General features: G+C 68.8%; 18 protein-coding genes and 10 pseudogenes. 9 read left to right on the plus strand and 19 right to left on the minus strand.

The window, feature by feature from the left end; translation table 11 throughout:
* Nucleotides 1-145: 145 nt before the first annotated feature.
* From hutH to ACPEE0_RS17575, 3 genes and pseudogenes are all read right to left on the minus strand, one after another.
* The gene (hutH, locus tag ACPEE0_RS17565) at nt 146-1,738 is read right to left on the minus strand and encodes a histidine ammonia-lyase (protein ID WP_424574964.1); all 1,593 of its coding nucleotides are present in this window, start codon (nt 1,736-1,738) and stop codon (nt 146-148) included.
* Nucleotides 1,739-1,811: 73 nt separating this feature from the next.
* Nucleotides 1,812-3,507 (minus strand): annotated as a pseudogene (hutU, locus tag ACPEE0_RS17570) (urocanate hydratase).
* Nucleotides 3,508-3,702: 195 nt separating this feature from the next.
* Nucleotides 3,703-4,522 (minus strand): annotated as a pseudogene (locus ACPEE0_RS17575) (IclR family transcriptional regulator).
* A 260-nt stretch (nt 4,523-4,782) separates the two neighbouring features.
* Here ACPEE0_RS17575 and ACPEE0_RS17580 point away from each other — a divergent pair.
* A complete protein-coding gene (locus tag ACPEE0_RS17580) occupies nt 4,783-5,418 on the plus strand; it encodes a LysE family translocator (protein ID WP_424574965.1) in 636 nt (211 codons plus the stop codon).
* Nucleotides 5,419-5,540: 122 nt separating this feature from the next.
* On the opposite strand, the gene ACPEE0_RS17585 is transcribed toward ACPEE0_RS17580, so the two are convergent.
* Nucleotides 5,541-6,404, minus strand: a complete 864-nt coding sequence (locus ACPEE0_RS17585; RefSeq protein WP_424574966.1) for an SDR family oxidoreductase — start codon at nt 6,402-6,404, stop codon at nt 5,541-5,543.
* A 121-nt stretch (nt 6,405-6,525) separates the two neighbouring features.
* On the opposite strand from ACPEE0_RS17585, the pseudogene ACPEE0_RS17590 reads away from it, so the two are divergent.
* Together ACPEE0_RS17590 and ACPEE0_RS17595 are read left to right on the plus strand one after the other, a co-directional pair.
* Nucleotides 6,526-6,926 (plus strand): annotated as a pseudogene (locus ACPEE0_RS17590) (winged helix-turn-helix transcriptional regulator).
* 169 nt (nt 6,927-7,095) lie between these two features.
* A complete protein-coding gene (locus tag ACPEE0_RS17595; RefSeq protein WP_407708864.1) occupies nt 7,096-7,359 on the plus strand; it encodes a hypothetical protein in 264 nt (87 codons plus the stop codon).
* A gap of 28 nt (nt 7,360-7,387) precedes the next feature.
* On the opposite strand, the gene ACPEE0_RS17600 is transcribed toward ACPEE0_RS17595, so the two are convergent.
* The gene (locus tag ACPEE0_RS17600) at nt 7,388-8,176 is read right to left on the minus strand and encodes a 3-hydroxybutyrate dehydrogenase (RefSeq protein WP_009357263.1); all 789 of its coding nucleotides are present in this window, start codon (nt 8,174-8,176) and stop codon (nt 7,388-7,390) included.
* A gap of 126 nt (nt 8,177-8,302) precedes the next feature.
* On the opposite strand from ACPEE0_RS17600, the gene ACPEE0_RS17605 reads away from it, so the two are divergent.
* Nucleotides 8,303-9,220 carry a LysR family transcriptional regulator gene (locus ACPEE0_RS17605; protein ID WP_407708863.1) on the plus strand — a complete coding sequence of 306 codons (918 nt, stop codon included), beginning with the start codon at nt 8,303-8,305 and terminating at the stop codon, nt 9,218-9,220.
* A 28-nt stretch (nt 9,221-9,248) separates the two neighbouring features.
* On the opposite strand, the gene ACPEE0_RS17610 is transcribed toward ACPEE0_RS17605, so the two are convergent.
* The 13 genes and pseudogenes from ACPEE0_RS17610 to ACPEE0_RS17670 all read right to left on the minus strand — a co-directional run bounded on the left by ACPEE0_RS17610 (nt 9,249) and on the right by ACPEE0_RS17670 (nt 21,202).
* Nucleotides 9,249-10,220, minus strand: coding sequence for a spermidine synthase (locus tag ACPEE0_RS17610; protein WP_407708862.1), 972 nt, complete (start codon nt 10,218-10,220; stop codon nt 9,249-9,251).
* Between the two features lie 93 nt (nt 10,221-10,313).
* Nucleotides 10,314-11,846, minus strand: coding sequence for a D-glycero-beta-D-manno-heptose 1-phosphate adenylyltransferase (rfaE2, locus tag ACPEE0_RS17615; RefSeq protein WP_133348330.1), 1,533 nt, complete (start codon nt 11,844-11,846; stop codon nt 10,314-10,316).
* Nucleotides 11,843-13,266: pseudogene (locus ACPEE0_RS17620) on the minus strand (aldehyde dehydrogenase family protein). Before ACPEE0_RS17620 ends, rfaE2 begins: the two are co-directional and overlap by 4 nt.
* A gap of 39 nt (nt 13,267-13,305) precedes the next feature.
* Nucleotides 13,306-14,007: an SDR family oxidoreductase gene (locus tag ACPEE0_RS17625; protein WP_407708860.1), complete on the minus strand. Its 702-nt coding sequence runs from the start codon at nt 14,005-14,007 to the stop codon at nt 13,306-13,308.
* Between the two features lie 53 nt (nt 14,008-14,060).
* A pseudogene (locus tag ACPEE0_RS17630) lies at nt 14,061-15,526 on the minus strand (PfkB family carbohydrate kinase).
* Nucleotides 15,523-16,218 (minus strand): D-sedoheptulose-7-phosphate isomerase, encoded by a 696-nt coding sequence (locus ACPEE0_RS17635; RefSeq protein ID WP_407708858.1) that lies wholly within the window; start codon nt 16,216-16,218, stop codon nt 15,523-15,525. Before ACPEE0_RS17635 ends, ACPEE0_RS17630 begins: the two are co-directional and overlap by 4 nt.
* On the minus strand, nt 16,215-16,922 hold the full coding sequence (locus ACPEE0_RS17640; RefSeq protein ID WP_424574967.1) for a glycosyltransferase: 708 nt from the start codon (nt 16,920-16,922) through the stop codon (nt 16,215-16,217). The genes ACPEE0_RS17635 and ACPEE0_RS17640 overlap by 4 nt, the downstream gene beginning before the upstream one ends.
* 134 nt (nt 16,923-17,056) lie before the next feature.
* Nucleotides 17,057-17,293: pseudogene (locus ACPEE0_RS17645) on the minus strand (glycosyltransferase); the annotation flags it as partial.
* Between the two features lie 8 nt (nt 17,294-17,301).
* Nucleotides 17,302-17,466: pseudogene (locus ACPEE0_RS17650) on the minus strand (glycosyltransferase); the annotation flags it as partial.
* Nucleotides 17,463-18,494, minus strand: a pseudogene (locus ACPEE0_RS17655) (glycosyltransferase). The pseudogenes ACPEE0_RS17650 and ACPEE0_RS17655, both read right to left, overlap by 4 nt.
* Nucleotides 18,491-19,579: a glycosyltransferase family 9 protein gene (locus tag ACPEE0_RS17660; protein ID WP_133348732.1), complete on the minus strand. Its 1,089-nt coding sequence runs from the start codon at nt 19,577-19,579 to the stop codon at nt 18,491-18,493. Before ACPEE0_RS17660 ends, ACPEE0_RS17655 begins: the two are co-directional and overlap by 4 nt.
* Complete coding sequence (locus ACPEE0_RS17665) at nt 19,579-20,115, minus strand: D-glycero-alpha-D-manno-heptose-1,7-bisphosphate 7-phosphatase (RefSeq protein ID WP_354177092.1); 537 nt, start codon at nt 20,113-20,115, stop codon at nt 19,579-19,581. The genes ACPEE0_RS17660 and ACPEE0_RS17665 overlap by 1 nt, the downstream gene beginning before the upstream one ends.
* Before the next feature lie 178 nt (nt 20,116-20,293).
* Complete coding sequence (locus ACPEE0_RS17670; RefSeq protein WP_407708855.1) at nt 20,294-21,202, minus strand: sigma-70 family RNA polymerase sigma factor; 909 nt, start codon at nt 21,200-21,202, stop codon at nt 20,294-20,296.
* A 147-nt stretch (nt 21,203-21,349) separates the two neighbouring features.
* Between ACPEE0_RS17670 and ACPEE0_RS17675 the strand changes: the two genes are divergently transcribed.
* Nucleotides 21,350-22,390, plus strand: a complete 1,041-nt coding sequence (locus ACPEE0_RS17675; protein WP_407708854.1) for an NAD-dependent epimerase/dehydratase family protein — start codon at nt 21,350-21,352, stop codon at nt 22,388-22,390.
* Between the two features lie 9 nt (nt 22,391-22,399).
* On the opposite strand, the gene ACPEE0_RS17680 is transcribed toward ACPEE0_RS17675, so the two are convergent.
* A complete protein-coding gene (locus ACPEE0_RS17680; RefSeq protein ID WP_424574968.1) occupies nt 22,400-23,008 on the minus strand; it encodes a hypothetical protein in 609 nt (202 codons plus the stop codon).
* A gap of 278 nt (nt 23,009-23,286) precedes the next feature.
* On the opposite strand from ACPEE0_RS17680, the gene ACPEE0_RS17685 reads away from it, so the two are divergent.
* The 4 genes and pseudogenes from ACPEE0_RS17685 (at nt 23,287) to ACPEE0_RS17700 (ending at nt 26,673) form a co-directional block, all read left to right on the plus strand.
* The gene (locus ACPEE0_RS17685) at nt 23,287-24,270 is read left to right on the plus strand and encodes a hypothetical protein (protein WP_407708852.1); all 984 of its coding nucleotides are present in this window, start codon (nt 23,287-23,289) and stop codon (nt 24,268-24,270) included.
* A pseudogene (locus ACPEE0_RS17690) lies at nt 24,270-24,700 on the plus strand (phage holin family protein). Before ACPEE0_RS17685 ends, ACPEE0_RS17690 begins: the two are co-directional and overlap by 1 nt.
* A pseudogene (locus ACPEE0_RS17695) lies at nt 24,697-25,358 on the plus strand (DUF3618 domain-containing protein). Before ACPEE0_RS17690 ends, ACPEE0_RS17695 begins: the two co-directional pseudogenes overlap by 4 nt.
* A 106-nt stretch (nt 25,359-25,464) precedes the next feature.
* On the plus strand, nt 25,465-26,673 hold the full coding sequence (locus ACPEE0_RS17700) for a YihY/virulence factor BrkB family protein (RefSeq protein WP_009359628.1): 1,209 nt from the start codon (nt 25,465-25,467) through the stop codon (nt 26,671-26,673).
* The last annotated feature ends 273 nt before the right edge of the window (nt 26,674-26,946 follow it).

Consider the following 26,946-nt stretch of genomic DNA (forward strand, 5'->3'; position numbering starts at 1 on the left):
TGTATACGTTCTGCGCCACAGCCTCGTTGATGTGACTTTCACTACACCTTCAGTTCTACTACACTCTGTACGCCCCTGACGTCCGTGTCGGCCAAAATTCCATCAGGTGGACACAGAGGCAGCAGAAGCCGAAGATCCTTCGCTGTCAGGCGAGGGGGCCGACTGCGGATTCGGCCGCCCGGCGCACCTCCCCCGACGCCACCAGCCGGTCAGCCGTTTCCAGTTCCGGAGACAGGAAGCGGTCCGTTCCGGGCCCGTCCACCACCTCGCGGAGGGTAGCCACCACGGCGGCACCCGCCGGCCCCGGCGTCAGGACGCCCCCGGACAGCTGTGTGCGGATGTCCAGGGCCCGGGCCGAGGTGACCAGCTCAATGGCCAGGACGCGGCGCAGGTTGTCCACGGCCTTCCGCAGCTTGCGGGCAGCATGCCAGCCCATGGACACGTGGTCCTCCTGCATGGCGGAGCTCGGGATGGAGTCCACCGACGCCGGGACTGCCAGCCGCTTGTTGTCCGAGACCAGCCCCGCCTGGGTGTACTGCGCGATCATCAGGCCGGAGTCGACGCCGGGGTCTGCCGCCAGGAAGGCCGGCAGGCCGTGCGAGCGCGCGGGATCGAGCATCCGGTCCGTCCGGCGCTCGGCGATGGAGCTCAGGTCAGCCACCGCGATGGCCAGGTAGTCCAGGACGTAGGCCACCGGGGCGCCGTGGAAGTTGCCGTTGGAGCTGACCCGGCCGTCGGGCAGCACCACGGGGTTGTCGATGGCGGCCGCCAGCTCACGGGTGGCCACGAGTTCGGCATGGTCCACGGTGTCCCTGACGGCACCGGCGACCTGCGGCGCGCAGCGGAGCGAGTAGGCGTCCTGGACGCGCGAATCGCCCACCCGGTGGGAGGCCACGATCGGCGAACTGGAAAGCACGCGCAGCATGTTGTCCGCGCTGGCCGCCTGTCCCGGATGGGGACGCAGGGCGGCGTGCAGCTCCGGGAGGAACACCTGGTCGGTGCCGAGCAGTGCCTCGACGCTGAGCGCGGCGGTGATGTCCGCCGTCGTCAGCAGCTGGCGGAGATCGGCGATGGCCATCAGGAGCATGCCCAGCATGCCCTCGGTGCCGTTGACGAGGGCAAGGCCCTCCTTCTCGGCGAGGATGACGGGTTCGATGCCGTGCCCTGCAAGCAGTTCGGCGACAGGCCGCTGTCCCTGCCCGCCGTAACGGACGCCGTCGGGCCCTTCCGCTTCACCCTCGCCCATCAGCACCAGGGCGCAGTGCGAGAGCGGGGCGAGGTCGCCGGAGCAGCCGAGCGACCCGAACTCGCGGACCACCGGGGTGATGCCGGCGTTGAGCACGTCCACCATGGTCTGGAGGACCACGGGACGGACGCCGGTGCGGCCTGATGCCAGGGTCTTGGCCCGCAGGAACATGATGCCGCGCACCACTTCGCGTTCCACCGCCGGCCCCATCCCGGCGGCGTGGCTGCGGATCAGGCTCTTTTGGAGCTGGGTTCGCAGCTCGTTGGGGATGTGCCGGTTGGCGAGGGCGCCGAAGCCGGTGGAGATGCCGTAGGCGGGGGTGTCGCTCGCGGCCAGGCTGTCGATGTGGGCGCGGACTTTGGCGACGGCGTCGAGGGCCTCAGGCGCAACGGCAACCTTGGCGTTGTGGCGCGCGACGGCGAGCACATCCTCGGGCGTGACGCCGCTGGAGCCGAGGGTGACGGTCAGCGGTTCATGGGTTGTGATGGTCATCCTGGTTCCTACTTCTGTGGTTGAGCCTGTGGCGTTGGTTGAGCTTGTCGAAACCTTGATTCGACAAGCTCAATCACCGGTTCTCGTTCATGGGGATGCGGACGCCGCGTTCCTTGGCGACGTCGAGGGCGCGGTCGTAGCCGGCGTCGGCGTGCCGGATGACGCCCATGCCGGGGTCGTTGGTGAGGAGGCGTTCCAGCTTTTCGGCGGCGAGGTCGGTGCCGTCTGCGACGGAGACCTGGCCGGCGTGGATGGAGCGGCCGATGCCGACGCCGCCGCCGTGGTGCAGGGACACCCAGGTGGCACCGGAGGCGGTGTTCAGCAGCGCGTTCAGCAGGGGCCAGTCGGCGATCGCGTCGGAGCCGTCTGCCATGGCCTCGGTCTCGCGGTACGGGGACGCGACGGAGCCGGAATCGAGGTGGTCGCGGCCGATCACGATGGGGGCCTTGACCTTGCCTTCCTTGACGAGCCGGTTGAACAGCAGCCCGGCCTTGGCGCGTTCGCCGTAGCCAAGCCAGCAGATGCGGGCGGGCAGGCCTTCGAACTCCACGCGTTCCTGAGCGGCGTCGATCCAGCGGTGCAGGTGCTGGTTCTCCGGGAACAGTTCCTTGATGGCTTCATCGGTGACCCGGATGTCCTCGGGATCACCGGACAGCGCCACCCAGCGGAACGGGCCCAGGCCCTCGCAGAACAGCGGCCGGATGTATGCCGGGACGAAGCCGGGGAACTCGAAAGCGCGCTCGTAGCCGCCCTTGCGGGCCTCGTCGCGGATCGAGTTGCCGTAGTCGAAGACTTCGGCGCCGGCGTCCTGGAACTCCACCATGGCCTGGACGTGCCGGGCCATCGAGGCCTGGGCCTTCTTGGTGAATCCTTCCGGATCCGACTCGGCCTCGCGGTGCCATTCGGCCACGGAAATGCCCTCGGGCAGGTAGCTCAGCGGATCGTGGGCGGAGGTCTGGTCAGTGACGATGTCCACGGTGAGTTCGCCGGCCTTGTGGCGGCGGAGGATCTCGGGGAAGACCTCGGCGGCGTTGCCCACGTAACCCACAGACCAGCCGCGGCGCTCTTCCTTGGCCTTGAGCACCTTGGCGATGGCGGCGTCGAGGTCGGTTTCCACTTCGTCCAGGTAGCGCTTGCCGGCGCGGCGGCGCAGGCGGGTCTCGTCGACGTCGACAATCAGGCAGGCGCCCTCGTTCAGCGTGACAGCCAGTGGCTGGGCGCCGCCCATGCCGCCGCAGCCGCCGGTGAGGGTCAGGGTGCCGGCGAGGGTGCCGTTCTCGTCCCCGGTGAGCTTGCGGGCGATCGCGGCGAAGGTCTCGAAGGTGCCCTGCAGGATTCCCTGCGTGCCGATGTAGATCCAGGACCCGGCGGTCATCTGGCCGTACATCATCAGGCCCTCGGCTTCGAGCCGGCGGAACTCCGGCCACGTGGCCCAGTCCCCACCAGGTTGGAGTTGGCCAGCAGCACCCGGGGCGCCCATTCGTTGGTGCGGAACACACCCACCGGCTTGCCGGACTGGACCAGCAGGGTCTCGTCCTTTCCATGGTTTCCAGGGTCCGGGTGATGGCGTCGAACGCGGCCCAGGACCGGACAGCACGGCCGGTGCCGCCGTAGACCACCAGGTCATCCGGGCGCTCGGCGACCTCGGGGTCCAGGTTGTTCATCAGCATGCGCAACGGCGCTTCGGTCTGCCAGGACTTGGCGGTGAGCCCGGTGCCGCGGGCAGCTTTGACCGGGCGGGCACCGGTGGTGAAATCGGCGGGTGCCATGATGGCTCCTTTTCATGTGTGTCTGTGATGGGAAAGAACTTCTGTAACAACTAAAGCCCTTTGGGAAGGGGGTTCACAGGGGTTTTGCGAGGGTGCTGTCCGGCATTCCAGACACCCGCGGCCGGCCAGGTTGCTCTATCACTTAAGGCTCCCATTCCGGGGTTTTAGCAGCCGTAAGTGATGGAGCAACGAGGGTTATTTGCCGGGGCGTCCGTGAATCCGGACCGATAGTTCGTCGGCGACCTTCTGGACCCGGGCGGCCAGCGCGGGCCACTCGTCCGCCGCCAGCTTATCCTCGAGGAAGGTGACGGCGACGGCGGCCGTGGGCCAGCCCAGGTGGTCGGTGACGGCGGCGGCGATGGACCCGAACCCTGGCGTCACCTCGCCGTGCTCGGTGGCATAGCCGCGGTGCCGGACCTGGTCCAGGTGGAGGACAGCGCGGAATACTTCATGATGGGCGTCTCGGTCTCATGCCGGGCCGTGAACGCAGCCGCGTTCGGGTAGAGCGCGCGGACCTGAGACTTGGGCAGTGCGGCGAGGATGGCGCGCCCGCTGGCGGTGAGGTGGCTGGGAAGCCGGACGCCGACGTCGGTCACCAGGGACGGGCGGTTCTTGGCCCGCTCCTCCACGATGTACAGCACGTCGCGGCCGTGCAGCACGGCCAGGTGCGCACTCTCGCCGATGGCGTCCACCAGCGACGCCAGCAGCGGGCGGCCCAGCCGGGACAGCGGCTCCTGGCGGAGTACGCGGAACTGAGTTCGAAGGCGCTGATCCCCAGCCCGTAGCGCTGCTCCTCATGCAGGTGGAGCACAAAGCCGTTGGCCTCCATGACCCCCAGCAGGTGGTAGACGCTGGAGCGCGGCAGCCCGAGTGTCGCCGCGATCTGGGACGCTGCCATCGGCCCCCGCCGGGACGCGAGCAGCTTCAAAATGCGCAGCGTGTTTTCGGCCGCGGGAACTTTCGACGCCACCCTTGCTTCGCGCGCGGGGGCCGGCTGGGTTTCCGTTACTGCCACAGGTACTCCTCCCTCCGGGAAACCGGAACTGTCCGGTATCCCATACACAAGGATGCGCCCTTAGGGGAAGAACAGACCACCGCTAGCAAGAACCGTTGTCTGGGATTCCAGACATCGCCAGTGACTGCAGCAACGGACGACGCCGGGCCTACCTTGTGGACGAAACGTCGCCCTTGCCCGTGGTCCAGCCTGCCCGGGAAGGCTGGTCCGGCATGGCCCGACCGGTGCCGCCCGCCCCGCCCCGGGACTGAAAATCAGGCATGGTTCCCCTCTCCAACCTGCTGGCGTTTTCGCTCGCCTCGGTGGTACTCATTGCCGTCCCGGGGCCGAGCGTGCTCTTCGTGATCGGCCGTTCCCTGGCCCTGGGCTGGAAGGGCGGTGTCCTCACCGTCCTGGGAAATGCGGCGGGGCAGCTGCTCCAGGTGGCTGCCGTGGCCCTGGGGGTGGGCGTCGTGGTGGCGCAGTCCGTGGCTCTCTTCACCATCGTGAAGTTTGCCGGTGCCGCCTACCTCGTCTATCTGGGCGTGCAGGCAATCCGGCATCACCGCAGGCCGGCAGCGCCGAAACGAAACCCTGCCCCGTCCGCGCCCTGGCGGCTGGTGGGGCAGGGCGCCATTGTGGGTGCCACCAACCCCAAGTCGGTCGTCTTTTTCGTTGCCGTCCTGCCCCAGTTCGTGGACTATCCGTCCGGCGCCATCCCCCTGCAACTGGGCCTGCTGGGCGCTGTGTTCCTGCTGATCGCCCTGGTCTCGGACAGCCTCTGGGCCATTGCCGCCGGCACGGCCCGGCAGTGGTTCGCCCGGTCTCCGCGCAGGGTGGACGCTGTGGAGGCCACGGGCGGAGCACTGATGATCGGACTGGGCGGCACCCTCGCCCTCACGGGCAGCAAGTCCTGACCCCCTCCCGGCGCTCGCTCACTTAATGCACGGGTATGTCGGATCCCTCTCTCACCGGGTGACAGAGGGATCCCCCAAAACCTGCAGGATGTGCGGGAGCGCCGGGAGGTGCGGCGCGTTCGTCAGACGGCGGCGGCCGCCGACCGCACCGCCTCGGCGAGGGACGTCGTCGGCCGTCCAATCAGCTTCCGCAGGTCGCCCGTGCTGACCAGCAGGTCGCCGCGGGCGATGCCCAGGTCCGAGTCGGCAAGGATTTCCGCGAAGGCAGCCGGAACGCCGGCGCCCGCGAGCAGGCCCGCGTAATCCTCGGCGGGCAGGTTGTTGTAGCTGGTCTCCTTGCCGGTGGCGGCGGTGATCTCGGCGGCCAGGTCCGCCATGGTGAAAGCTTCGTCGCCGCCCAGCTCGTACACCTTGCCCGCCTGCCCGTCGGCAACCAGGACCGCCGCGGCCGCGTGCGCGTAGTCAGCCCTGGAGGCACCGCTGACCCTGCCCGAGCCCGCGGCGCCGGCGAGCCCACCCTGGGCGAGGGTTCCCGGCAGCTGCCCCGTGTAGTTTTCCAGGTACCAGCCGTTGCGCAGCAGGACGAAGGGGACGCCGGATCCCCGGAGGATGGCTTCCGTCTCCTTGTGCTCGGCGGCCAGCAGCATGCCGGTGGTATCGGCGTTCGCAATGCTGGTGTACGCCAGGAGCTCCACGCCTTCGGCCTTGGCCGCCTCAATAACAGTGCGGTGCTGCTCCACCCGCTGGCCCACCTCACTGCCGGAGACCAGCAGCACCCGGCGGGCACCCTGCAGGGCCGCAGCCACGGATGCCGTGTCCGCATAGTCCATGCGCCGGACCTGCACGCCCTGCTCCGCGAAGTCCGCGAGCTTGTCGATGGAGCGGCCGGCGGCCACGATGTCCTGCGCGGGAACGTTGCGCTCCAGCAGTGCCTCAATGACGTGGCGGCCGAGTTGTCCGGTGGCTCCGGTTACGACGATGCTCACAATGGGTCCTTTCGTTTGGTTTTAGCCTGTCGAAGGGCACAACCATGGTCCGCTGGGTTTACTTCCCGAAAGATAGTACGCACTTTGAAGTAAGGTACTGACCCCGCGGTAAGCTAGGTCCATGGAAGCCACCACGCATCCGTCCCCGCTGCCCCGCAGCTTTGCCGACGGCGTCTTCCCGGCCGGGTGCCCCAGCCGGACCCTGCTGGACCACATCACCAGCAAATGGGGCGTGCTGATCCTGCTGTCCCTGTCCGAAGGGGAGCAGCGGTGGAGCGAATTGCGGCGGCGGGCCGAGGGCATCAGCGAAAAAATGCTGGCCCAGACGCTCAAGACCCTGGAACGGGACGGCCTGGTCAGCAGGCACGCCCAGCCGGTCATTCCGCCACGCGTCGACTACAGCCTCACGGAGAAGGGGTACGAACTCAGCGGACTGCTGGTGCCCCTGTTGCCTGGGCCTTCGACAACGCTGACGACATCATCAACGGCCAGAGCAGTCGCGGAGCCGGGCAAGGCAAGTAGCGGCCCAAGCAAAGACGAGTACCTGTTACTGGTGTGACTGATGTGAATAGCGCATAGCTTTGGGGTAAGGTGCCCAGCCGGAATGGGAGGGCCGCCCTCTGCTGGGAGCGTTCCGGTTGACCTGCACCGCCAGTGAGCGGCCCCTGCCGCTTTCGAGGAGTTGGTTCGCATGGTCAAAGCCCAAGTCCAGGACCCTTACAGCATGGGCCGGCCCGTCAGCCTGGCCGAAGCCGCAAAGCACACCTGGACCCGGGTCCGGAGGTCCTTCGCCCCACGTTCCCCTTTCAAGATCGGCGACGCCGTAGTGGGTGACGATCCCTTCAAGGGCCGGCATGAGGGGGTGGTGGTGTTCCTGCAGGGAACCGCCGCCGGTGTGGACACAGCACAGGGCGTGTTCTTCTACGACCACCGGCAGCTCAAACGCCTTGACTAACCCCCAAAGGACAAGAACTCGAGGGGGGCTACTTCGCTGACCAGCCGCCGTCCATGGTGTAGCTGGCACCGGTGACCATTCCCGCAGGGGCCGACGCCAGCCACGCCACCAGGGATGCTACCTCCTCCGGCTCCACCAGGCGCTTGATGGCGGACTCGGTAAGCATCACCCTGGCCAGGACTTCGGACTCGGGGATGCCGTGCACCTTGGCCTGGTCCGCGATCTGCGACTCCACCAGCGGCGTGCGCACATAGCCGGGGTTGATGCAGTTGGAAGTCACCCCGTGCTCCCCGCCCTCCAGCGCCGTCACCTTGCTGAGCCCCTCAAGCCCGTGCTTGGCGGCGACGTAGGCGCTCTTGAACGGCGAAGCCCGAATACCGTGAACCGAGGAAAGGTTGATGATCCGGCCAAAATTGTTGGCGTACATGTGCGGCAGTGCCGCCCGGATCAACAGGAACGGCGCCTCCAGCATCAGGGTGAGGAGCCGCCGGAAATCGGCGGGATCGAACTCCTCGATGGGGCTGATGCGCTGGATCCCGGCGTTATTCACCAGGATGTCGCAGTCCAGGCTCAGGGTGGCGAGCCGGTCCACATCCAGCAGGTCCACAGCCCAGGAGGTGCCGCCCACCTCGTCGGCGAGCGCGGCGGCGCCGGCGGAGTCGACGTCGGCCACCACCACCTTGGCCCCGCGCGCCGCGAGCTCCCGCACGCACGCCGCTCCGATTCCACTGGCACCTCCGGTAACCAGCGCCTTCCGGCCGTTCAAATCACCGCCGGACCCGGCTGCCTGGTTTGCGGGGCGTTGCTCTGCGCTCACTGTTTCTCCTTGGTGTCTTCACTGACACGTGCTGGTCTCCAGCACTGACGGCTACCCTGAGTATTGCTGCACACAGATGCGGCTTCAATAACCAAACCGGCACCCGCCATGTGCAGAATTGCAGATATGAACGCCAATCCGGATGACCTCCTGGTCCTGCTCGCAGTGTCCCGCTCGGCAAAATTTACGACGGCGGCCCAGGCCTTGGGGCTGAACCACACCACCGTCTCGCGCAGGATCGCCGCGCTGGAGAAAGCGCTGGGCGGCCGGGTCCTTGCCCGCGCCGCGGGCGGTTGGGAACTGACCGAGCTGGGCCAGCAGGCGGTGCTTGTGGCCGAGCAGGTGGAGGCCGTCCTGGGCACGCTGGGACCGGCGGGCAAGGCACCGGACCCGATAACCGGCGTCGTGCGCATGACGGCGACCGACGGGTTCAGCGCCTACATCGCGGCTCCTGCAGTGGCCCGGCTCCGCCGTGACCACCCGGGCCTCAGCGTGGAGGTGGTGACCATGACCCGGCGGGCTCTGCAGCAGCGCTCGGGGCTTGACATCGAGGTGGTGGTGGGAGAGCCGCAGGTGCACCGTGCCGAGGCCGTGCGGCTGGGCGAATACATGCTGGGCATGTACGCCTCACGGGCCTACCTTGCCGAGCATGGGATGCCCGGCAGCGTGGCCGAGCTCAACGAGCATCCGCTGGTGTATTTCGTGGACTCGATGCTGCAGGTGGACGACCTGGACGCGCCGCGCCGGCTGGTCCCCGCCATGCGCGACGGACTGACGTCCACCAACGTCTTCGTCCACGTCGAGGCCACGCGGGCGGGCGCAGGTGTGGGATTCCTGCCCTGCTTCATGGGCGACCTCCACGATGACCTGGTCCGGTTGTTCCCGGATGAGATCGCCGAACTGCTCCCCTACTGGATGGTCCTGCGTGCGGAGTCACTGCGACGGCCGGCGGTCGCGGCCGTGGTGCAGGCGCTGCGGGACCAGGTGGCCGCCCACCGGGAGGCGCTCCTGGGCCGGGCTTCCTCCTCATCGACTGCTCCATAACTGCCGTTATGAGCCCTGATAACGGCAGTTACTCAGCAATCGATGGGTGACTGGTTTGACCGGGCCCATCCACCGGTGCGGGAGGGTCGTGGCGGACCGGGGCGCCGGCAGCGAAGGCCCGGACCTGGGCGTCGTCCCAGAGGTGTGCCGGGACCGCGCCGCCCAGGAGCCGGCGGGCAAGCTGCGGATCGTCCCCAAAGGGAACGTCGCTGCCGGCCATCACCATGTTCCCGTAGCGCCTGCCCTTCAGCATGGCGGGGTCGGCGATGATGACGGTGTGCGCGAAGGCGGCCGCGATGGTGGCGGCGTCTTCACGCGCGTTCTTGAGGTCCGGCCCGTCGCCCGAGTTCACGACGTACACCCCGCCGGGGGCGAGGACCCGGCGGACGTGCTGGTTGAACTCGGCCGTTGTCAGCGGGCGCGGGGTCAGGGCACCGGCAAAGACGTCCCGGATGATGAAGTCCCGGGTGTCCGGGGTCAGGGTCTCCGTCACCTGGCGGGCCTCCCCCACCCGCAGGCGCAGCAGCGGGGCCTTGGGGAGGTCGAACCAGCCGCGGACATATTCGGCCAGCTTCCCGTCGAGCTCCACCACCACCTGCCGCGCGTCGGGGTAGGCGGCGGCAAAGTAGCGGGCCAGCGAGCAGGCGCCGCCGCCCAAATGCAGCCCGCGCAGCCGGGAGGTTGTGCCGGTGCCCGCTGCGGAGCCTCCGGAAGCAATGCCCGACGGCGGCCAGCGCGACTCGATCAGCGCCGCCATCCAGCGCATGTACTCGAAGTCGAGGAACAGCGGGTCGGCGAGGTCGATGTGCGAGCTCATGACGCCGTTGATCTTCAGGAGCCAGCCGGTGGAGTTGTCCTGGTCCGCGATCAGCTCGCAGTCGCCGGTATCGATGTAGTAGACGCCTTCCACGGGACCGCCAGGCTTTGTCCCCTTGGTTTGTTCGGCCGTGACAGCCGCCGTCCGGCCGGCCCGGCCCCCTGACTTTCCGCGTTTCGCCATTACCCGTGCCGCGCCTCAGTCATGCTTCAACCCTAGTTGAATCCATGGCCCGCCTCCGGTCCTTCGCGGACAGAGGCGGGCCTGCGGAAACAGCTAGATGGCCGAAGCGGCACCCTCGCCGTCCCTGATCCGGTTGACCACGGCGGTGGTGGAGCGTTCCGCCACGTAGTCCAGGATGGCCACCCGGCCGCCGTATTCCTCCACGGCCGGGGTCTCCGCCAGCATCTCCGGGGTGTAGTCCCCGCCCTTGGCGTAGACCTCCGGGCGGAGCTGCCGGATGAGCGGCCCGGCGGTGGGGGTGTCGAAGACGGTCACGTAGTCCACGCAGCTGAGGGCGGCCACCACGGCGGCCCGGTCGCCCACGGCGTTGATGGGCCGGCCGGCGCCCTTGAGCCGGCGGACCGAGTCGTCGCTGTTGAGGGCCACCACCAGGATGTCGCCCAGCTGCTTGGCCTGGTTGAGGTAGCGGGTGTGCCCGCTGTGCAGCACATCGAAGCAGCCGTTGGTCAGCACGATCCGCTGCCCCTGCGCCCGGTGCACGTCGAGCTGCCGTTCCAGTTCGTCGGCACCCAGCGCGGTGTCCGCGAAGGCCCGGAGGTAGCGGCCCAGCTGTTCTGTGCTGCACACCGACGTGCCCGGCTGGTGCACCACCACATCCGCTGCGGACTGCGCCAGGTCCAGGCTCGCGGTCAGGGGCAGCCCGGCCGAGCGGCCCAGCGTGAGGGCCGCAACGAACGTGTCGCCGGCCCCGGAGGCCTGCTTCTCGGCCGCCGGCCGTGCCCACGTGCGGTGCCGGACGCCGTCGGACGTCAGCAGAACCGTGCCGTCGCGGTCCAGGGTGACCACCACCGCCCGGGCGCCGGTGGCCGCGAGCAGGGCTTCGGCGTGCGCACCCACGGCGTCCACGCGTTCCTGTCCGTCGGGCAGCCGCCGGTCCAGCAGCCGCGCCGTTTCCTGCGCGTTCGGGGTGACCAGGTCAGGGTGCAGCGGAGCCCAGGGGCGGGGATCGTGCGAATCGACCACCACCAGGGGCCGCCGCGCCACGCCCTCCCGGGACCCCAGCGCCGCCACCAGTCCGTCATGCACCGGCCCGGCGAGGACGCCGTTGCCGTAGTCGCAGACCAGGACGGCATCCTGGCGTTCGACGGCGGCGCGCACCGAGGCGGCCAGCGCGGCCAGCGCGTCGGCCGGCACAGTCCTGGCTGAGTCGTCCAGGCGCAGCATCACCTGCCCGCCGCTGCTGATCCTGGTCTTGGTGGTGGTCACCATGTCCGGGTGGGTCTGCAGGTGCCGGACGTCGATGCCGGCAGCCACCAGCTGGTTCCGCAGGTCCACGCCGGCGTCGTCGGTGCCGATGATCCCGGCCACGGAAACCCGCGCGCCCAGGGCGGCCAGGTTCATGGCGGTGTTGGCTGCACCGCCGGGGACGGACTCCCGGACCTGGATGTCCACCACCGGGGCGGGGGCCTCGCGGCAGAGCCGCTCGATGGTGCCGCTCCACCAGCCGTCCAGCATGAGGTCGCCAATCACCAGGATGCGTGGTTCTTCCGCCGCCAGCCGCCCGGGCAGCCACTCCGACAGCGCCCGCTGGCTGGAGAGGTCCACGGCTTCGGGAGACGTGCTCATGGCTGGTCCTTCCGGGGGGTCGTCGCGGGCGGGGCAGCAATGTGCACCACCTTCACCTGGCTGAACTCGTCCAGCAGCTCCGGGCCGTAACCGAACCCGTGCCCGCTGTCGCCGCGCGGCTGTGCCGCGCCGCCCGGGGCGCCGCCGAACACCTCATTGACCTTGACGGTTCCCACCGGCAGGGCCGCGACCGCCTGCTGGATGTGCGCGATATTGCCGCTCAGGACTGTGGCGGCCAGGCCATACCTGCCGCTGCATGCCAGGCGCAGGCCGTCGTCGAACGTGTCCACCACCTGCACCGGGGCAACCGGGCCGAAGGTCTCCTCTGTCATGACCTGCATCCCGTCCGTGCAGTCCAGCAGCACGGTGGCCGGATACAAGGACCCGGCCCGTCCGGAAGGGTGCCGCCCTCAACCGCCCGGGCACCCTGTTCCAGGGCGTCCGCAACCTGGGCGTGCACCTCGTCGCGCATGCGCAGGTCCACCAGCGGCGCCACGCTGCCGTTGCTGTTGCGCTGCGCGGCCTCTGCCTGCAGGGCGGCGCAGAACTCCTCCGCGATGGCCTTGTGGACGTAGATCCGCTCCACCGCTGTGCAGATCTGGCCGCTGTTGCTGAAGGCACCGATGGCGGCCTGGCTGGCGGCCCAGGCGGGATCCACATCGCTGTCCACGAGCAGCGGATCGTTGCCGCCGTTCTCCCTGATCACGTGGGCTCCGGTCAGCGCCCCGGCCCGGGCGATCCGGGCACCAGAGGCGCTGGACCCCACGTGGGCCAGCACATCCACGTCGGCCTGGGACAGCAGGGCGCCCACCTCCGCCCCGCCGTTGACCGTAAGGAACACCCCTGGCGGAAAGGCCGGCGCCAGGACCTCGCCGAGCGCCTCGCCCAGGCGCGGGCACCGCTCGCTGGGCTTGTGGATGACGGTGTTTCCGGTGACCAGGGCTGCGCCGATCAGGCCGCAGGCCACCGCCACCGGATCGTTCCAGGGCGTCAGGAGGACTGCCACGCCCCGGGGTTCGGCCACCGTGTAGTCGGAGGCGAGCCGGTTTCCGCGGAGGCTGTGGCCACGGTGCACCGGGCCGAGCTCGGCGTACTGCTCCAGGGTGGACACCCCGGCGGCAATGCCGGCGAGCGCTTCCTCCACCGGCCGGCCGGTTTCGCTGGCGTTGAGGCCGGCCAGCTCCTGCGCTGCGGCATCGAGTGCACGGGCAGCGGAGCGCAGCGCGGCACCCCGCTCTCCCGGGGCCGTGGCCGCCCATTCGGCGGTGGCACTGCGGGCCACTTCCACGGCATGGTCCACTGCACCCGGCCCGGCTTCGGGCACCGTCCACAGGATGTCACCCGTGCGTGGATCCCGGATGGTGATGCCGGAACCGCTGGCGGTGTCCTGGCTGATGGTTTCGGTGGCTGTTGTAGGCATGGGGTTCCTCCCGTCGGTTCATGCAGGGCCGGTCTGGGCTTAGGGCCAGGAGCCCTCCTCCTCGTGGCAGACCAGCATCTCGCGGACTTCGCAGCCCTTCGGCTGGGACAACGCGAACAGGATGGCCTTGGCCACGTTCGCCGGATCGTTGAGCCTCGAATCGTCCTGGGGCTTGTACTGTTCGGTGCGGTCATCGAAGAAGCGGGTCTTCATCCCGCCCGGGATCATGGTGGTGACGCCGATTTCCCCGCCAGTCTCGGCGGCGAGCGCGTGGCTGAAGCCCACCACGCCGAACTTGGAGGCGCAGTAGGCTGTGGCGTCAGCCACCGCGCGCTTGCCCAGCGTGGAAGCGACCGTGACAACCCGGCCGTGGGTGGCCTTGAGGTACGGCAGGGCGGCCCGGACCACGGACACGGTGCCCATCAGGTTCACGCCGATGACCTTTTCCCACTCCGTGGCATCCACGTCGGCCAGCTTGCCGCAGCGGTCGATCCCGGCGGCGGTGACCACCGCGTCCAGCCCGCCCACCGTCTCGGCGGCTTCGCGCACCGCGACTTCCACCGCCAGGCGGTCGGCGACGTCCACTTCGAAGGCCTTCACGCCGGAGACGTTGCTGATGTCGCGGTCCAGCACCACCGGGGTGCCGCCCGCGTTGAGGACGGCCTCGACGACGGCGGCGCCCAGTCCGGAGGCCCCTCCGGTAATGAGGACGCGGCCGGGTGCATGCGATTCTGCGGTCATGGTGTTCCTTTCACATGGGTAAATACGTTGTCGTGTAGCGCGGGGAGGGCCGGTCAGCCCACCTTGGCGAGCGCGTTGGCGAGTCCGGTGGTGGACCGCGCCGGGTGGTAGGGAACCGTGAGGCAGCGGCCGCCCCAGCTTTCCACCAGGTCCGATTCCGGGAGCCGGGCGCCCTTGTAGTCGCCGCCCTTGACCCAGATGTCCGGGCGCAGCCGCTCCAGGGCGGCCTCGGGGGTGTCTTCGTCGAAGACCAGCACCGCGTCCACGCACTCCATGGCGAGCAGCAGCTCGGCCCTGTCGAGCTGGCCGATAATGGGACGTTCCGGGCCCTTGAGCCGCCGCACCGAGTCATCCGAGTTCAGGCAGACGATCAGGCAGTCCCCCAGCTCGCGGGCCGCGGTGAGGGAACGGACGTGGCCTGCATGGAGCAGGTCGAAGCAGCCGCCGGTGGCCACCACGGTTCCGCCGTTCTGCCGGACCGTCCTGGCCAGCAGCAGCGGCTCGGTGGGGCGGCGCTTCGCCCTGAGGGACCGCGGGTCGGATGCTGCGCCGTCCGTTTCAGCGTCCTGCCCGGCAGGACCAGTGGTGCGGTCGGGAAGCGCCGCCACCCCGCCGGCAGCGAGGAAATCGGCGGCGTCGTGAACCGCCAGGCCGGCGGCCTCCTCCAGGCTCCGCCCGGCCAGCAGGTGCACGGCCAGGCCCGCTGCGAGCCGGTCCCCGGCGCCGCAGGGATCCCCCGCTTCCACCCGGGGAGCAGGCACGGTGAGCGGCTCCTGGCCATCGCGGCGCAGCAGGACGGCGCCTTGCTCTCCCCGGGTGACCAGCACCGCGTTGCTCTGCCAGTGGTCCAGCAGGATGCGGCCCGCCTCTGCGGCATGGTCCCCGGACCCGTCCTTTCCGCCGGCTGCCCCCTTGTCCGCTGCTGGCTGCGGGTCCTTGGGTGCCAAGGCCTGGGCGGCCCTGACCGCTTCGGACAGGTTGGGCGTGGCCACTGCCACGCCGGGCACCGGGTCCGGACCGGACGGATGCGGATCCCAGATGACGGGCACCTTCCGGGCCAGCCTGGTGAGGAGTTCGCGGAGCCGCGGGTTGGCGGCCACTCCCCTGCCGTAGTCCGCGACGATGATCACCCCCGCCTGCTCCACGGCGCTGAGCATGGCGGGGTTGACGTCGGGTACCGGCGTCTTTTCGCACCCCTGGTCGAAGCGCACCAGGGGCGCGAGCCTGCCCGCACCCGGGTCTTCACCGGCGAAGGGTAGCCGCTGGGGCCTGCCACGAGCCGCACTCCGGCGAGGTGCTCCCTTAGCTGCCGCCCGGCGTCGTCGTCGCCAATAACCGTCACCAGGGTGACCGGCCAGCCGTCCTCGGCCAGCATCCGGGCCACCAGCCCGGCGCCCCCGGCACGACGGCGGACGCCCGAGACATCCACCACGGGAACCGGAGCATCGGGGCTGAGGCGGGTGGCCTCACCCGAAAGGTCAACGTCCAGCATGACGTCGCCCACCACCACGATCCTCATGGCCGGCCACCTCCCACCGTGGGACTGCGGCGGGCCACCTCGAGGTCGAAGGCCCGGCACACGGCGTGCAGCGCGATCAGGTGCCCTTCCTGGGCATTGGCGTTGAGGGCGTCGACCATCACGGCCTCGTCGCAGGCATCGGCCAGCGGGTTGGGGCCTGTTCCGGTCAGCGCCCACGTGGTCACGTTGAGCCGCGCTGCCGCCTCCGCGGCGCGCAGCAGGTTGGAACTCTTGCCGCTGGTGGACAGCAGCATCAGCACATCGCCGGAACGGGCATGCGCCCGGACCTGGCGGGCGAACACCTCGTCGTAGCCGTAGTCATTGGCGATGGCCGTGACGGCGGAGGATTCCGCGTGCAGGGAGATGGCGGAGAACGGGACGCGTTCGCCGTCGAACCTGCCCACCAGTTCGGCGGTGAGGTGCTGTGCCTCGGCGGCGGACCCGCCGTTGCCGGCGGCGAGGAGCCGCTGGCCGCGCAGCAGCCGCTGGGCGAGCTCAACTCCCCAGGCGGCGAGGCGGCCGGACTGGCTGCGGAGCGATTCCAGCGCCGGAACCACGTTGTCCAGGTGGCTGCGCACGGCATCGGCACTGTCCGGGTCGACAAAAGCCGCCCCAGGCAGCACGGCGGGCAGCGCCGGCGCGGTGGCCAGCACCCGCAGGTCGGCTTCCCTCAGGGACCATTCAGCAGTCACAGCGCTGCTCCTTCCATGGGTATGGCGCCGGCCGGGGTCTCCGCCACGGCGAGCTGGTAGGCCTTCTCCGTTTCGGCGGCCACCCGCTCCCACGAGTACCTGGTGCGGGCACGCACCTGGCCGGCGTTGCCGAGTTCGGTGCGCAGGTCCGGGTTTCCGAGCAGCAGCGCGAGCGCCGAGGCGATCGCTTCCGGGTCCCGCGGCGGCACGTGCAGGCCGGTGGCGTGGTCCACCACGGTGTCCCGCAGGCCGCCCACGGCAGCCGCCACCACGGGGACGCCGCAGGCCATCGCCTCCAGCGGGACGATGCCGAACGGCTCGTACCAGGGCGCACAGACCACGGCGTCGGCGCTGCGGAAGATCCCGGGCATTTCGGCGCGGGACACCTGCCCCTGCAGCGAGACCTGGTCCGCGACGCCCAGCTCGGCAGCGAGGGCCAGCAGCCGGCGCACCTCCGGGTCCGCGTGCAGGACGCCGGAATCCCCGCCGCCGCCCACAATGAGGAGCTCGACGTCGTCGAACCCCGCGGCACGCAGGTGCGGCAGGGCGCGGATCACCAGGTCGACGCCCTTGCGCGGCACCAGCCGGCCCACCGAGAGGACCCGGTGGCGCCGCTTCCGGGCGGCAGCGGGTCCCTCAGCCGAGAAGAAGCCCAGGTCCACGCCGCAGGGGGCGATGGAGATCTTGCCCGTGGTGATGCCCATGGCCTTGAGCTCAAAAACCTCATCCGAGCAGGTGGCAATGATCCTGTCCGCGGAGCGCCCACGCCGGGCTCCAGCCAGCGGCGTTCGGTGGGACTGGTGTCCTCTGCGCCCTGGTGCCGGCGTTTCACCGTGCCGAGGGCGTGGAAGGTCTGGATCACCGGGACGCGGTATCCCGCGTCGGGCCGGCGCGCAGCGTCAAGCGCGGCAAGACCGGACATCCAGAAGTGGCCGTGCACCACGTCCGGCGGCCGCTGTCCCCAGTCCCTGGCCACACCGTCCGCGAGCTCCCCCATGTAGGGAAGCAGCTCATCCTTGGGCACGTGCCGGGCGGGGCCGGCATCGACGTGCACAACCTCAAGCCGGCGACCCACCCGGACCCTGGCGGGAGCTCCGTTGCATCCCTGCGGGTGTAGACGGTGACGTGGTGGCCCCGCTTGGCGAGCGCTTCGGACAGCGCGGCAACATGGACGTTCTGTCCGCCCGCGTCCACTCCGCCCAGGGCCGCCAGCGGACTGGCGTGCTCGGAAATCATGGCGATTTTCATGGGGTCTTCCTCTCTGGCGCCGGGACAAGGATCCGCTCGTCCGGGTGCTCGTTGACGGAGTGACGGGGCCGGCTCCGCAGGTCCGCCAGCAGCTCATCCCAGCGGTCCTGGAACGTGCCCAGGTTGTAGCGTTCCAGCGCCGCCTCACGGGCGGCTGCGCCCCGCCGTCGTGCTTCATCCGGATTGGCGACCAGCCTCTGCGCACAGCGGAGCAGCTCGTCGATGTCGGCGGAGACGGCGCCGGCCTCCGGCGGCACCGCCCGCGGCGCTTCGGTGGTGGCCAGCGCCACCACCGGCATGCCCAGGTGCATGGCTTCCAGGAGGGACAGGCCCAGGGACGTCCAGCGCATGGGGTGCACGTAGACCCGGCAGCGGGCCAGTTCCCGGTGCAGTTCCTGCGTCTTCAGGTCGCCCCGGGCCGCCAGCCGGGACGCATCGATGCCGGTGGCGGCGGCGAGCCCGTCCGTCTTCATGCCGAAGACCTGAAGGGGCGCCACCGAGGCAAAGGCCGGCAGCAGATCGGTTCCGGTCACCCGGCCGCGGCGCACCGGCTCATTAACCACAACGCCCAGCTCGGCCAGCTCCCCCGTGTACAGGTGCCCGGGTCCGGGATCCCGTGCTCAATGACGGTGGCGGGAGCCGAGCCGTTGTCCCAGGCCAGTCGGTTGAAATGGGTCACGTGGACCACCGGGATGCTGTCCTGGTCCGCGAGCGGATGGCGGGTGTTCGGAAAATTGCCCTTGGGGGTGTTGTGCTCCACGTACACCGCCGGCAGGTCGCGGCCCGGGTCCGCCCAGCAGCCGGGACACCTCCGCAATCTCTTCCGGGCGCTGAAGCACGACGGCGTCAACGGCGTCGGCGTCGAGCGTTGCCAGGTCCACCTCCCGCACTGAAGGCGGCCAGTCCCTGCCGGCACGGCCAAGTCCCCAGGCACCACCTTCCAGCAGGACAGGAAGCAGGTACTCATGACGTCCGCGCACAAACGCGTCCGTCCAGGAACCGTGGACATGCCATAGCAGGATTCTCATCTGTTACGGGCCTTTCTACGGGTGCTGACATGGGTGCTGAAGGAGCTCACTCCGCCGATCAGCCGTTCGACGGCGGCAACCACCTCCTCGGGCGAGACGGAGTCGAGGCAGGGATGGCCCGGGACCGGGCAGACGCGGGCGCGGGTCATCCGGCAGGCCGCGTTCTGGTCGCCCAGCAGTTCCAGCGGCACCCCGTACGGCGCCCAGCGGATGGCGGGCACCACGGGCGAAAACAGGCACGCCACCGGAGTGCCCACGGCGGCTGCGAGGTGGGCGGGGCCGGTGTTCCCGGTGACTACCGCGTCGGCCCCCGCCATGACACCCGCCAGGGTTGAGAGGTCGGTCCGTCCGCCGAGGTCCAGCGCGGAAGGGCCGGCCACGGTGGCGGTCAGTGAGGCCTCGTTGGGGCCGCCCGTCACCACCACCCGGCGTCCCGCGCCCTGAAGCAGTTCGACGGCCGCGGCGTGGTGCAGCGGCGGCCACGCCCTGGCCGGGACGGCAGCCCCCGGATGGACCACCACGTAGGGTTCGGTGCCCACCAGGTCCCGTACATCGGGGACGGACGCGAGGTGGAGCTTGCCGTCGTCCCCGGCCGGCAGCCGGAACCCGGCGGCCTCCGCGATGCCCAGCGCCCGCTCGGCCTCGGGCTGGTCCTCCGGGAAATCCTCACCGGGCTTGAGCCTGACATCCAGCAGCGACCCGGCGTAATCGGTGGACGCCCCGGTGATCCGCTCCACGCCGGCCAGCCTCAGCAGCAGGGCCAGCGGCAGCGGGGACTGGTGGAAGGACGTGAGGATGACCGCTTCGGTGATCCGTGAGTTGCGGACGAAATCGATGAGCCGGTCCGCGTGGGGGCCGGTCATCTTCGGGGCGGGGTTCATGATCCACGGGCTGTCCCAGCTGTACACCTCCGCGGCGCCGGGCAGCAGCGCAGCCGCGGCCTCCCCCTGCCGGCCGCACAGCATCACCACGTGGTTGGCGCCGCTGCCGTCCGGAACCCTGCCGTGGGCCACGGCCCGGACCGCGGGCCCGGCCAGGAGGACATCGCCCATGCTGTCCAGGCGTGCAACCAGCACGCGGCCCATCAGGGCGTCCCCTGCAGCAGGCCGACGGCGGCCGCCAGGTCAGGGGCGACCAGCCGCGCCGCTGCCACCTCCTCAGCCCGGGTCACCGGGGTGGGAACCAGCACGCCTGTTGCTCCGGCAGCCTCCGCCGCACGGACATCCGCCCCGATGTCGCCGATGAGTGCTGCCTCGGATTCGGCGATGCCCAGCTTCCGGCAGGCGCTGTGGACCATTCCGGGCTGCGGCTTCCGGCAGGCGCAGCCGTCCTGCTCCGAGTGCGGGCACACTTCCCACACATCGAAAGGCCCCAGCAGTTCTTCCACCCTGGCATTCACGCCCGCCACATCGGCTTCAGTGATCAGGCCCCGGGCGATGCCGGACTGGTTGCTGATGACGCCGGTGGCGATGCCCTCGGCCCGGAGGCCGTCCAGCACGGCTTTGGCACCCGGCACCGGCCGGACCAGTGCCGGGTCCCCGTTATAGGGCACATCGACCACCAGGGTTCCGTCCCGGTCGAACAGGACAGCGCGGAACTTGGACGTTTCGGGGCTTTCCATAAGCACCCTGTTCCCTCCTCCTGCTGCTCCTAAACAGGGCCGCAGGCTTTTCCCGGCTTTCGGACCGGAAAGATCCGAGCCGCTGAACAGGCAAGATACGAAATTCGCGGGTTTGCTGCTGCTCCTTCAGCCCCGCCGCGGAGACACTTTCCATGGCAGGCGTACGGTCATTAGGGGACTAAACGGTCCTTGGCTTGGCACCCAACCGGCGGGTGTGGGAGGCCGGGCCGGAAGCCCTGCCACCGCGGACGGCACGCAATGATCCTGCGTTGCCGCCGTCCTGGGCAGTGCCGGGACGGGAGCTGTTTTCAAGCCGCCGCTGGAGTTCCACCAGGACGCGGGCCAGCCGGCGCGAAACCTGCATCTGGGACATGCCGAGCCGCTTCCCCAACTGCACCTGGGTTTCCTCGCAGAAGTAGCGGCGGTACAGAAGCTCCCGGTCCGCGGCGTCCAGGTCCTGCATCGCCTCACGCAGGCAGGCAAGGTCCTCCAGCCGCTCCAGCGGCGTTTCCGGGCAGGCCAGCACGTCGCCGATGGGCGGCGCGTCCGAGTTGGGGTTGACGGCGTCAAGGGAATCCGGGTGCATGCTGCTGGATGCCGAGATGGCTTCTTGGACTTCCGCCGGGTCCGTCCCCAGCTCTCCGGCCAGTTCCTCCACGCTGGGGTTCCTTCCCAGCGCCTGGGTCAGTTCCGGCTCGGCGCGGAAAAGCCTGGTCCGGAGGTCCTGGATATGCCTCGGCGGCCGGACCACCCAGGTCCGGTCCCGCAGGTACCTCTTCAGCTCACCGGTGATGGTGGGGGCGGCGTAGGCGGGGAAACTTTCGCCCTTGGACTGGTCAAACCCGCGGGCTGCCTTCACCAGGCCAAGGTAGGCCACCTGGTTCAGGTCCGCCCGTTCGCGTCCGCGGGCCTCGAACCGGCCGGCAAGGGCTTCCGCGAGATCCAGGTAGCTGAGGACCAGGTCGTTTTCAAACGTTTCCCGCAGTTGTCCGGAAGCGGTGGTTGAGGGGTTTCGATGCGGGAGTTCTGGTTGTTCCCGGCGGACTGGCGTAGCATCCACGGCAAGCGCGGCGAAGTATTCGGGCATTGTCGATGGTTCCCTCGGTCTGGTTCCGAAAGCCTGCGGCAAGACTTAGAAGTAGGAAATCATAAGGTTGCTTATAAAACAATCCTTCCCCCTATAGGCTCAACACGTAAGCGGAATCAGCACACCCCCCGCCGGAGGAGCCTTTTCATGCGCATCGCCATCACCGGAGCCAGTGGAAACGCAGGAACAGCGCTGCTACGGAACCTGCAGGGCCACCTGTCCAAAAAACCGGGAAGCCTGGAGGTGGTTGGCATGAGCAGGCGGCTTCCGGACACCACCAGGGAACCGTATTCGGGCGTGGACTGGCACACCCTGGACGTCGGCCTGGAGCGGGACAAGCCACTGCTGGAGGCAGCGCTCCGCGGAGTGGACGCCGTGGTCCACCTCGCCTGGCAGATCCAGCCCAACCGGGACCTCGAGCAGCTCTACCGCACCAACGTCACGGGCACCAGAAATGTTCTGGCGGCAGCCAAGGCGGCAGCGGCCAAGCAGGTTGTCTGCGCCTCCTCAGTTGGCGCCTACAGCAAAGCCCCCAAGGACAGGCGCACGGACGAATCGTGGCCGGCAGAGGGCATGCCGGGCTCGCATTACAGCCGGCACAAGGCCGAACAGGAAAAACTGCTGGATGAGTTCGCGGCGGCCGAGCCGGGGATCTCCGTGGCCAGGCTCCGGCCGGGGCTGATCTTCCAGCGCGACGCGGGCAGCGAAATCGGCAGGTATTTCCTGGGACCTGTATACCCGCGGCTCCTGCCGGCCCGGCCCCGGATTCCGCTGCTGCCCGCACCTGACGATCTCATCTTCCAGGCGGTCCACGCCGACGATGTGGCGGAGGCCTACTGGCGGGTCATCGACCAGCGGGCCAGCGGGGCGTTCAACATCGCGGCCGAACCCGTCCTCACGCCCCGGGAACTGGCCCGCATCCTGGGCGCCCGCAGGATCCTTCCGATTCCCATGGGACTGCTTCACAGGCTGGTGGGGCTGGCCTGGTGGCTGCGCCTCGTGCCCACCGATTCAGGCTGGGTGGAAATGGCAGCCGGGGCACCGGTGATGGATACCAGCCGGGCCCGCCGCATCCTGGGATGGGAAGCGCGAACCTCATCTGTCGACGCCGTCAAGGAAGTCCTCGAAGGCATGGGACAGGGGAAGGGCATTAGCCCCTCCCCTGTCCTCAAGCCGCGTAAACCCTGACCGGGAGCCCTATCGGGGGCCAGCCGGAGGCCATTGGCGGGCTGAGATACCGGTCCGCGGGTTCTCGCCGTCCCGGCGTGCCGCATCCTCCCGGGCAGCATCCCGGCGTGCCGCTTCCTCACGGGCAGCATCCATCCGGTCCCGGTCCACATGCGTACCCTCCTGGCGCTCAGCGCGTGCGTCGCCGGCCGCGGCACCGACGGGGCCGGCGGCACCACGGGCATCATCCCGGACGGCGTCCCGGCGGACCCCGTCGCTGCGGACGGCGTCATCCCGGACGGCGTCATCCCGGACGGCGTCATCACGAACAGTGTCGTCACGGACACCGTCACCACGGGTATCCCGGTCCCGCGCAGCTCCGTCCCGTCCGACGTCGGGATCCACCTCGTCCGCCCTGCGGGTATGGTCCGCAACATCGGCGCGGAGCGACTGTGCTTCCCGGGCTGTCGCGTCGGCTTCCTGCTTGAGCCGTGCGGCATTTACCTGCGCCTGCTCTGCGTCAGCACGGGCACGCGCAGCCTTGGCCTCGCGCTCCCGGGCATCAAGTTCCACATTTTCTGCCTCGCGGCGGATTTCGGCTGCCTGTTCCCGGTGGGCTTCATCGCGTTTTTGCTGCATTGCCTTCCGGCGCCTTCCGGTTGCCAGCAGCAACACAATAAGGACGAGCACAACAATGGCCACTACCACCCAAACCCATGGAGCTGTTTCCAAACTACCCACCACTTTCCACTTCGATGTCCGGGCAGGCCTGCGCCATTCCGGCTGACGTTTCTGGAACCGTTATAACTCGCTTAGCAAGGGTACTTACTTTCCATTAGTAATCATGCTTATTATTTTACGGCCAGTATTGCTGGTTCTTGATCAACAGCCGGCCTTCTTGGAAAGAGAGAGCGAAGATGACAGAGAACCAATGGCCCGAGGATCCCGCCTACACGGCTCCCCCGGCCTCAACGGGTGTACCGGGCGAGCGGACCGCCACTACCTTTCCAGCCGCCGCCACTCCGCCGGCCGGGGTGACGCAGACCGGGGTGACGCAAACCGGTGACACCGCCGGGGCGTCCCGCAAGGACGCGGCAAAGGAAGAAGCAGCGGACGTAGCCCGCACGGCAAAAGATTCGGCCCAAAGCGTGGCGCAGACGGCCAAGAGCGAGGCTGCCAACGTTGCTGCGGAGGCGAAGTACAGCGCGCAGGACCTGCTGCACCAGGCGAAGACGGGCCTGACCAGCCAGGCCGGCACGCAGCAGCAGAAGGCAGCCGAGGGCATGCGCTCTATCTCCGGCCAGCTGCGGAGCATGGCGGACGCCCCGGACCAGCAGGGCATGGCCAGCGACCTCATCCGGCAGGCCGCCGAGCGCACCTCCTCCATGGCCACGTGGCTGGAAAACAGGGAGCCGGGTGACCTTCTGACAGAGGTCCAGCGGTTCGCCCGGAACCGTCCCGGGACCTTTCTGCTGCTGGCAGCCGGGGCCGGCGTCCTGGCCGGCCGCCTCACCCGCGGCCTCACCGCAGGCGCCCCGGAATCGTCGTCCGGAACACGCCGCAGTGCCGGCCTTGCCGGGCAGTACTCCGGCACCCCGTACGGCGACCAGTACAGCGAATCGTACGCACCTGCCGGCGGTACCGTTCCGCCACCTCCGGTCCAGCTCCCCGGCCCCGCCACCACCACGGCGGGGTACGACGGCGGCGCTCCCGGCGGCGGTTACGCCGAACCCGTGCGTCCCGCCAGCGCCCTGGATAGCCCGCAACTGGTGGAAGAACCATGGTCGGGCAACCGGATTGCTGACGATCCCCTCCGCGACCGCGACCTTGCGGACGACCCCATGCCGGGAGACCCGCTCACCCGTGACCGCAGGGCGGATGGCCACACTGGCGGCTTGTGATGAGTAGCCAGATTCCTGAGATGCCGCCGAGTGAGGCGCATCAGAAGGCCGATAACGCCTCCCTTGGCGAGCTCCTGGGTGATGTGACCCGGGACCTGTCCACCCTGATGCGCCAGGAAGTGGAACTGGCCAAGGCCGAACTCAAACAATCCGCCACCCGCGCCGGGAAAGGCTCCGGCATGCTCGCCGGCGCCGGCGTGGCCGGACACTTCGTCCTGGTCTTCCTGTCCCTTGCCCTCATGTTCGCCCTCGGCGCCCTGATGCCGCTTGGCTGGGCCGCCGTGATCGTCGCCGTCCTCTGGGCCATCATCGCCGCGGTCCTGGCCAGCATCGGCCGCAAGGAACTCAAGCAGATCAAAGGCCTGCCCAGACCGGCGAAACACTCTCCGAAATCCCCCCAACCCTAAAACCAGGTGAGGTCAACCGATGAGCGAGAACCCCGACGCAATCCGCCAAGACATCGAAGCCACCCGCGCCCGGCTGGGCACCAACGTGGACGCCGTCGCGGACAAAGTCACCCGTCCAACATCGTCCACCGCCAAACCGACAAAGTCCGGGACGCCGTGACCGGGGTCAAGGAGAAAATCATGGGAACAGCAGACCACGCCACCACCCGCGTCCAGAACACCATGCACACCGGAACCGGACACACCAGCGACGCCCTGCACCACACCGGCGACACCCTCCACGACGCCAAGGACAACGTCGCCGCCCGGCTCTCCGACGCCGGCACCGCCGTGTCCCACGCACCGGACCAGGTCAAAGCCAAAACCCAGGGCAACCCCCTCGCCGCAGGCCTGATCGCCTTCGGCGCCGGGATGCTAGTCTCCTCCCTGATCCCGCCAAGCCAGAAAGAACGCGAAGCCGCGGACCAGCTCAAAACCGCAGCCCAGCCCCTGGCCAACCAGGTCACCGAGGCCGCAAAAGACATGGCCCAGGACCTCAAGGAACCCGCCCGCGAAGCGATGGAAAACGTCAAAGCCACCGCCACCGACGCAGCCCAAAACGTCAAAACAGAAGGCCAACACGCCGCCACCGACGTCAAGGACCGCGCCACCGACGCCAAAACCAACGTCCAAAACACCTGAGCCCGGGCCCCGCGGCAACGCAAGGCAACTGCACCAGAAGACAGGCCGGTTCCGCACCCCGCGGAACCGGCCTGTCCGTTTCAGCCCCTGATCGAGAGGACACATCATGGCCACTCACGACGCATCCGAGACCAGCACAGCCAAGGCAGGACAGGCGCCGGATCCGAACGACTCCAGGAAACCGGACAACCTCCGGGACGTGGACAAGCCCTCCTGGAAATACGTCCTCAAGAAGACACTGCGCGAGTTCAACAAGGACCAATGCACCGATCTCGCCGCAGCGCTGACGTACTACGCCGTCCTGTCGCTGTTCCCGGCCATCCTGGCCCTCGTGTCACTGGTCGGGATCTTCGGCGATCCGGAAAAGACCACCACTGCCTTGCTGGACATCGTCCGCGGTTTCGCCCCCGCGGAGACAGTCAATACGGTCAGCGGCGTGGTGGAAGACCTGGCCAACGCGCCGGCGGCAGGGCTGACCCTGGTCATCGGTCTTGCCACCGCCCTGTGGTCGGCATCGGGCTATGTTGGCGCGTTTGGGCGGGCCATGAACCGGGTGTACGAGGTGGATGAAGGCCGGCCGTTCGTGAAGCTGCGCGGCACCATGCTGGTGGTCACCCTCCTGGCAATTGTCATCATCGCGATCCTCGCCGGCATGCTGGTCCTGAGCGGTCCGGTAGCAGAGGCAGTGGGCGGCCTGATCGGGCTGAGCGGCGTCTTCCTCGCCGTCTGGAATATAGCTAAATGGCCGGTCATGGTGGCCCTCATCATCGTCATCATCGCCGTGCTCTACTACGCCACTCCCAACGTCAAGCAGCCCAAGTTCAAGTGGATGAGCATGGGCTCGGGCATTGCCCTGTTCGTCTTCCTGATTGCGTCCCTTGGCTTCGGGTTTTACGTGGGCAACTTCGGCAACTACAACAAGACGTACGGCGCCCTGGGTGGCGTGATCGTTATGCTCCTGTGGCTCTGGATCCTGAACTTGTCCCTGCTGTTTGGCGCCGAGTTCGATGCCGAACTCGAACGCGGCCGCCAGCTTGAGGCCGGCATCGAGGCGGAAGAAACCATCCAGCTGCCGCCAAGGGACACCAAGAAGAGCGAAAAGCTCCAGGCGCAGGAGGAAGAAGACATCCGGGTTGGCCGCGAACTGCGTGAGAAGTACAGCGCGCAACATGGCGACGGCACGGAAAACCAGGATGAGGATGACAACGACCGGCAACAGGAAACGGAGCCGCACCGAGACCGGGTAAAGGACAAGGTGCGGGACCGCGCCAGCCACCGGGAGTCCCCCGGCGGCGGGGAACACGGCAACCGGTAGTCACAACCGGCTGCTTCCAACGGAGGGGTACAGCGTCCGCTGCAGGGCGCTGTACCCCTCTTTGTGCTTGACGGCCGTTCCTCGTGCGGCGCGCTCAGGGCGTGCGCCGCAGGTACTAGGCAGGACCTCCAAGATGGGGGAAAATTATAGGTAGGTCCAGTTGAAGATCCCGGGTTTGGCAAGGGCCCGGGGCAAGGCGGGGCCGGCGGTGAGATGGCCTCCTCTGAGACCGAGGCCAGTCCCCCCAGTCGCCGTCGGCCCCCTCGATCCGCG

It is taken from the genome of Arthrobacter sp. SD76 (assembly GCF_049726125.1).
Classification (GTDB): Bacteria; Actinomycetota; Actinomycetes; order Actinomycetales; family Micrococcaceae; genus Arthrobacter; species Arthrobacter nitrophenolicus.

Excerpts from the sequence above, each read along its gene's own strand:
- rfaE2 (WP_133348330.1), bottom strand. The coding sequence starts at position 11,846 with ATGAGCACGTCTCCCGAAGCCGTGGACCTCTCCAGCCAGCGGGCGCTG.
- ACPEE0_RS17640 (WP_424574967.1), bottom strand. The coding sequence starts at position 16,922 with ATGGGCATCACCACGGGCAAGATCTCCATCGCCCCCTGCGGCGTGGAC.
- ACPEE0_RS17605 (WP_407708863.1), top strand. The coding sequence starts at position 8,303 with ATGAACGCCAATCCGGATGACCTCCTGGTCCTGCTCGCAGTGTCCCGC.
- ACPEE0_RS17685 (WP_407708852.1), top strand. The coding sequence starts at position 23,287 with ATGACAGAGAACCAATGGCCCGAGGATCCCGCCTACACGGCTCCCCCG.
- ACPEE0_RS17665 (WP_354177092.1), bottom strand. The coding sequence starts at position 20,115 with ATGGAAAGCCCCGAAACGTCCAAGTTCCGCGCTGTCCTGTTCGACCGG.
- ACPEE0_RS17700 (WP_009359628.1), top strand. The coding sequence starts at position 25,465 with ATGGCCACTCACGACGCATCCGAGACCAGCACAGCCAAGGCAGGACAG.
- ACPEE0_RS17675 (WP_407708854.1), top strand. The coding sequence starts at position 21,350 with ATGCGCATCGCCATCACCGGAGCCAGTGGAAACGCAGGAACAGCGCTG.
- ACPEE0_RS17660 (WP_133348732.1), bottom strand. The coding sequence starts at position 19,579 with ATGGGCCGCGTGCTGGTTGCACGCCTGGACAGCATGGGCGATGTCCTC.
- ACPEE0_RS17680 (WP_424574968.1), bottom strand. The coding sequence starts at position 23,008 with ATGCAGCAAAAACGCGATGAAGCCCACCGGGAACAGGCAGCCGAAATC.
- ACPEE0_RS17610 (WP_407708862.1), bottom strand. The coding sequence starts at position 10,220 with ATGGCGAAACGCGGAAAGTCAGGGGGCCGGGCCGGCCGGACGGCGGCT.
- ACPEE0_RS17595 (WP_407708864.1), top strand. The coding sequence starts at position 7,096 with ATGGTCAAAGCCCAAGTCCAGGACCCTTACAGCATGGGCCGGCCCGTC.
- ACPEE0_RS17580 (WP_424574965.1), top strand. The coding sequence starts at position 4,783 with ATGGTTCCCCTCTCCAACCTGCTGGCGTTTTCGCTCGCCTCGGTGGTA.
- ACPEE0_RS17625 (WP_407708860.1), bottom strand. The coding sequence starts at position 14,007 with ATGACCGCAGAATCGCATGCACCCGGCCGCGTCCTCATTACCGGAGGG.
- ACPEE0_RS17670 (WP_407708855.1), bottom strand. The coding sequence starts at position 21,202 with ATGCCCGAATACTTCGCCGCGCTTGCCGTGGATGCTACGCCAGTCCGC.
- hutH (WP_424574964.1), bottom strand. The coding sequence starts at position 1,738 with ATGACCATCACAACCCATGAACCGCTGACCGTCACCCTCGGCTCCAGC.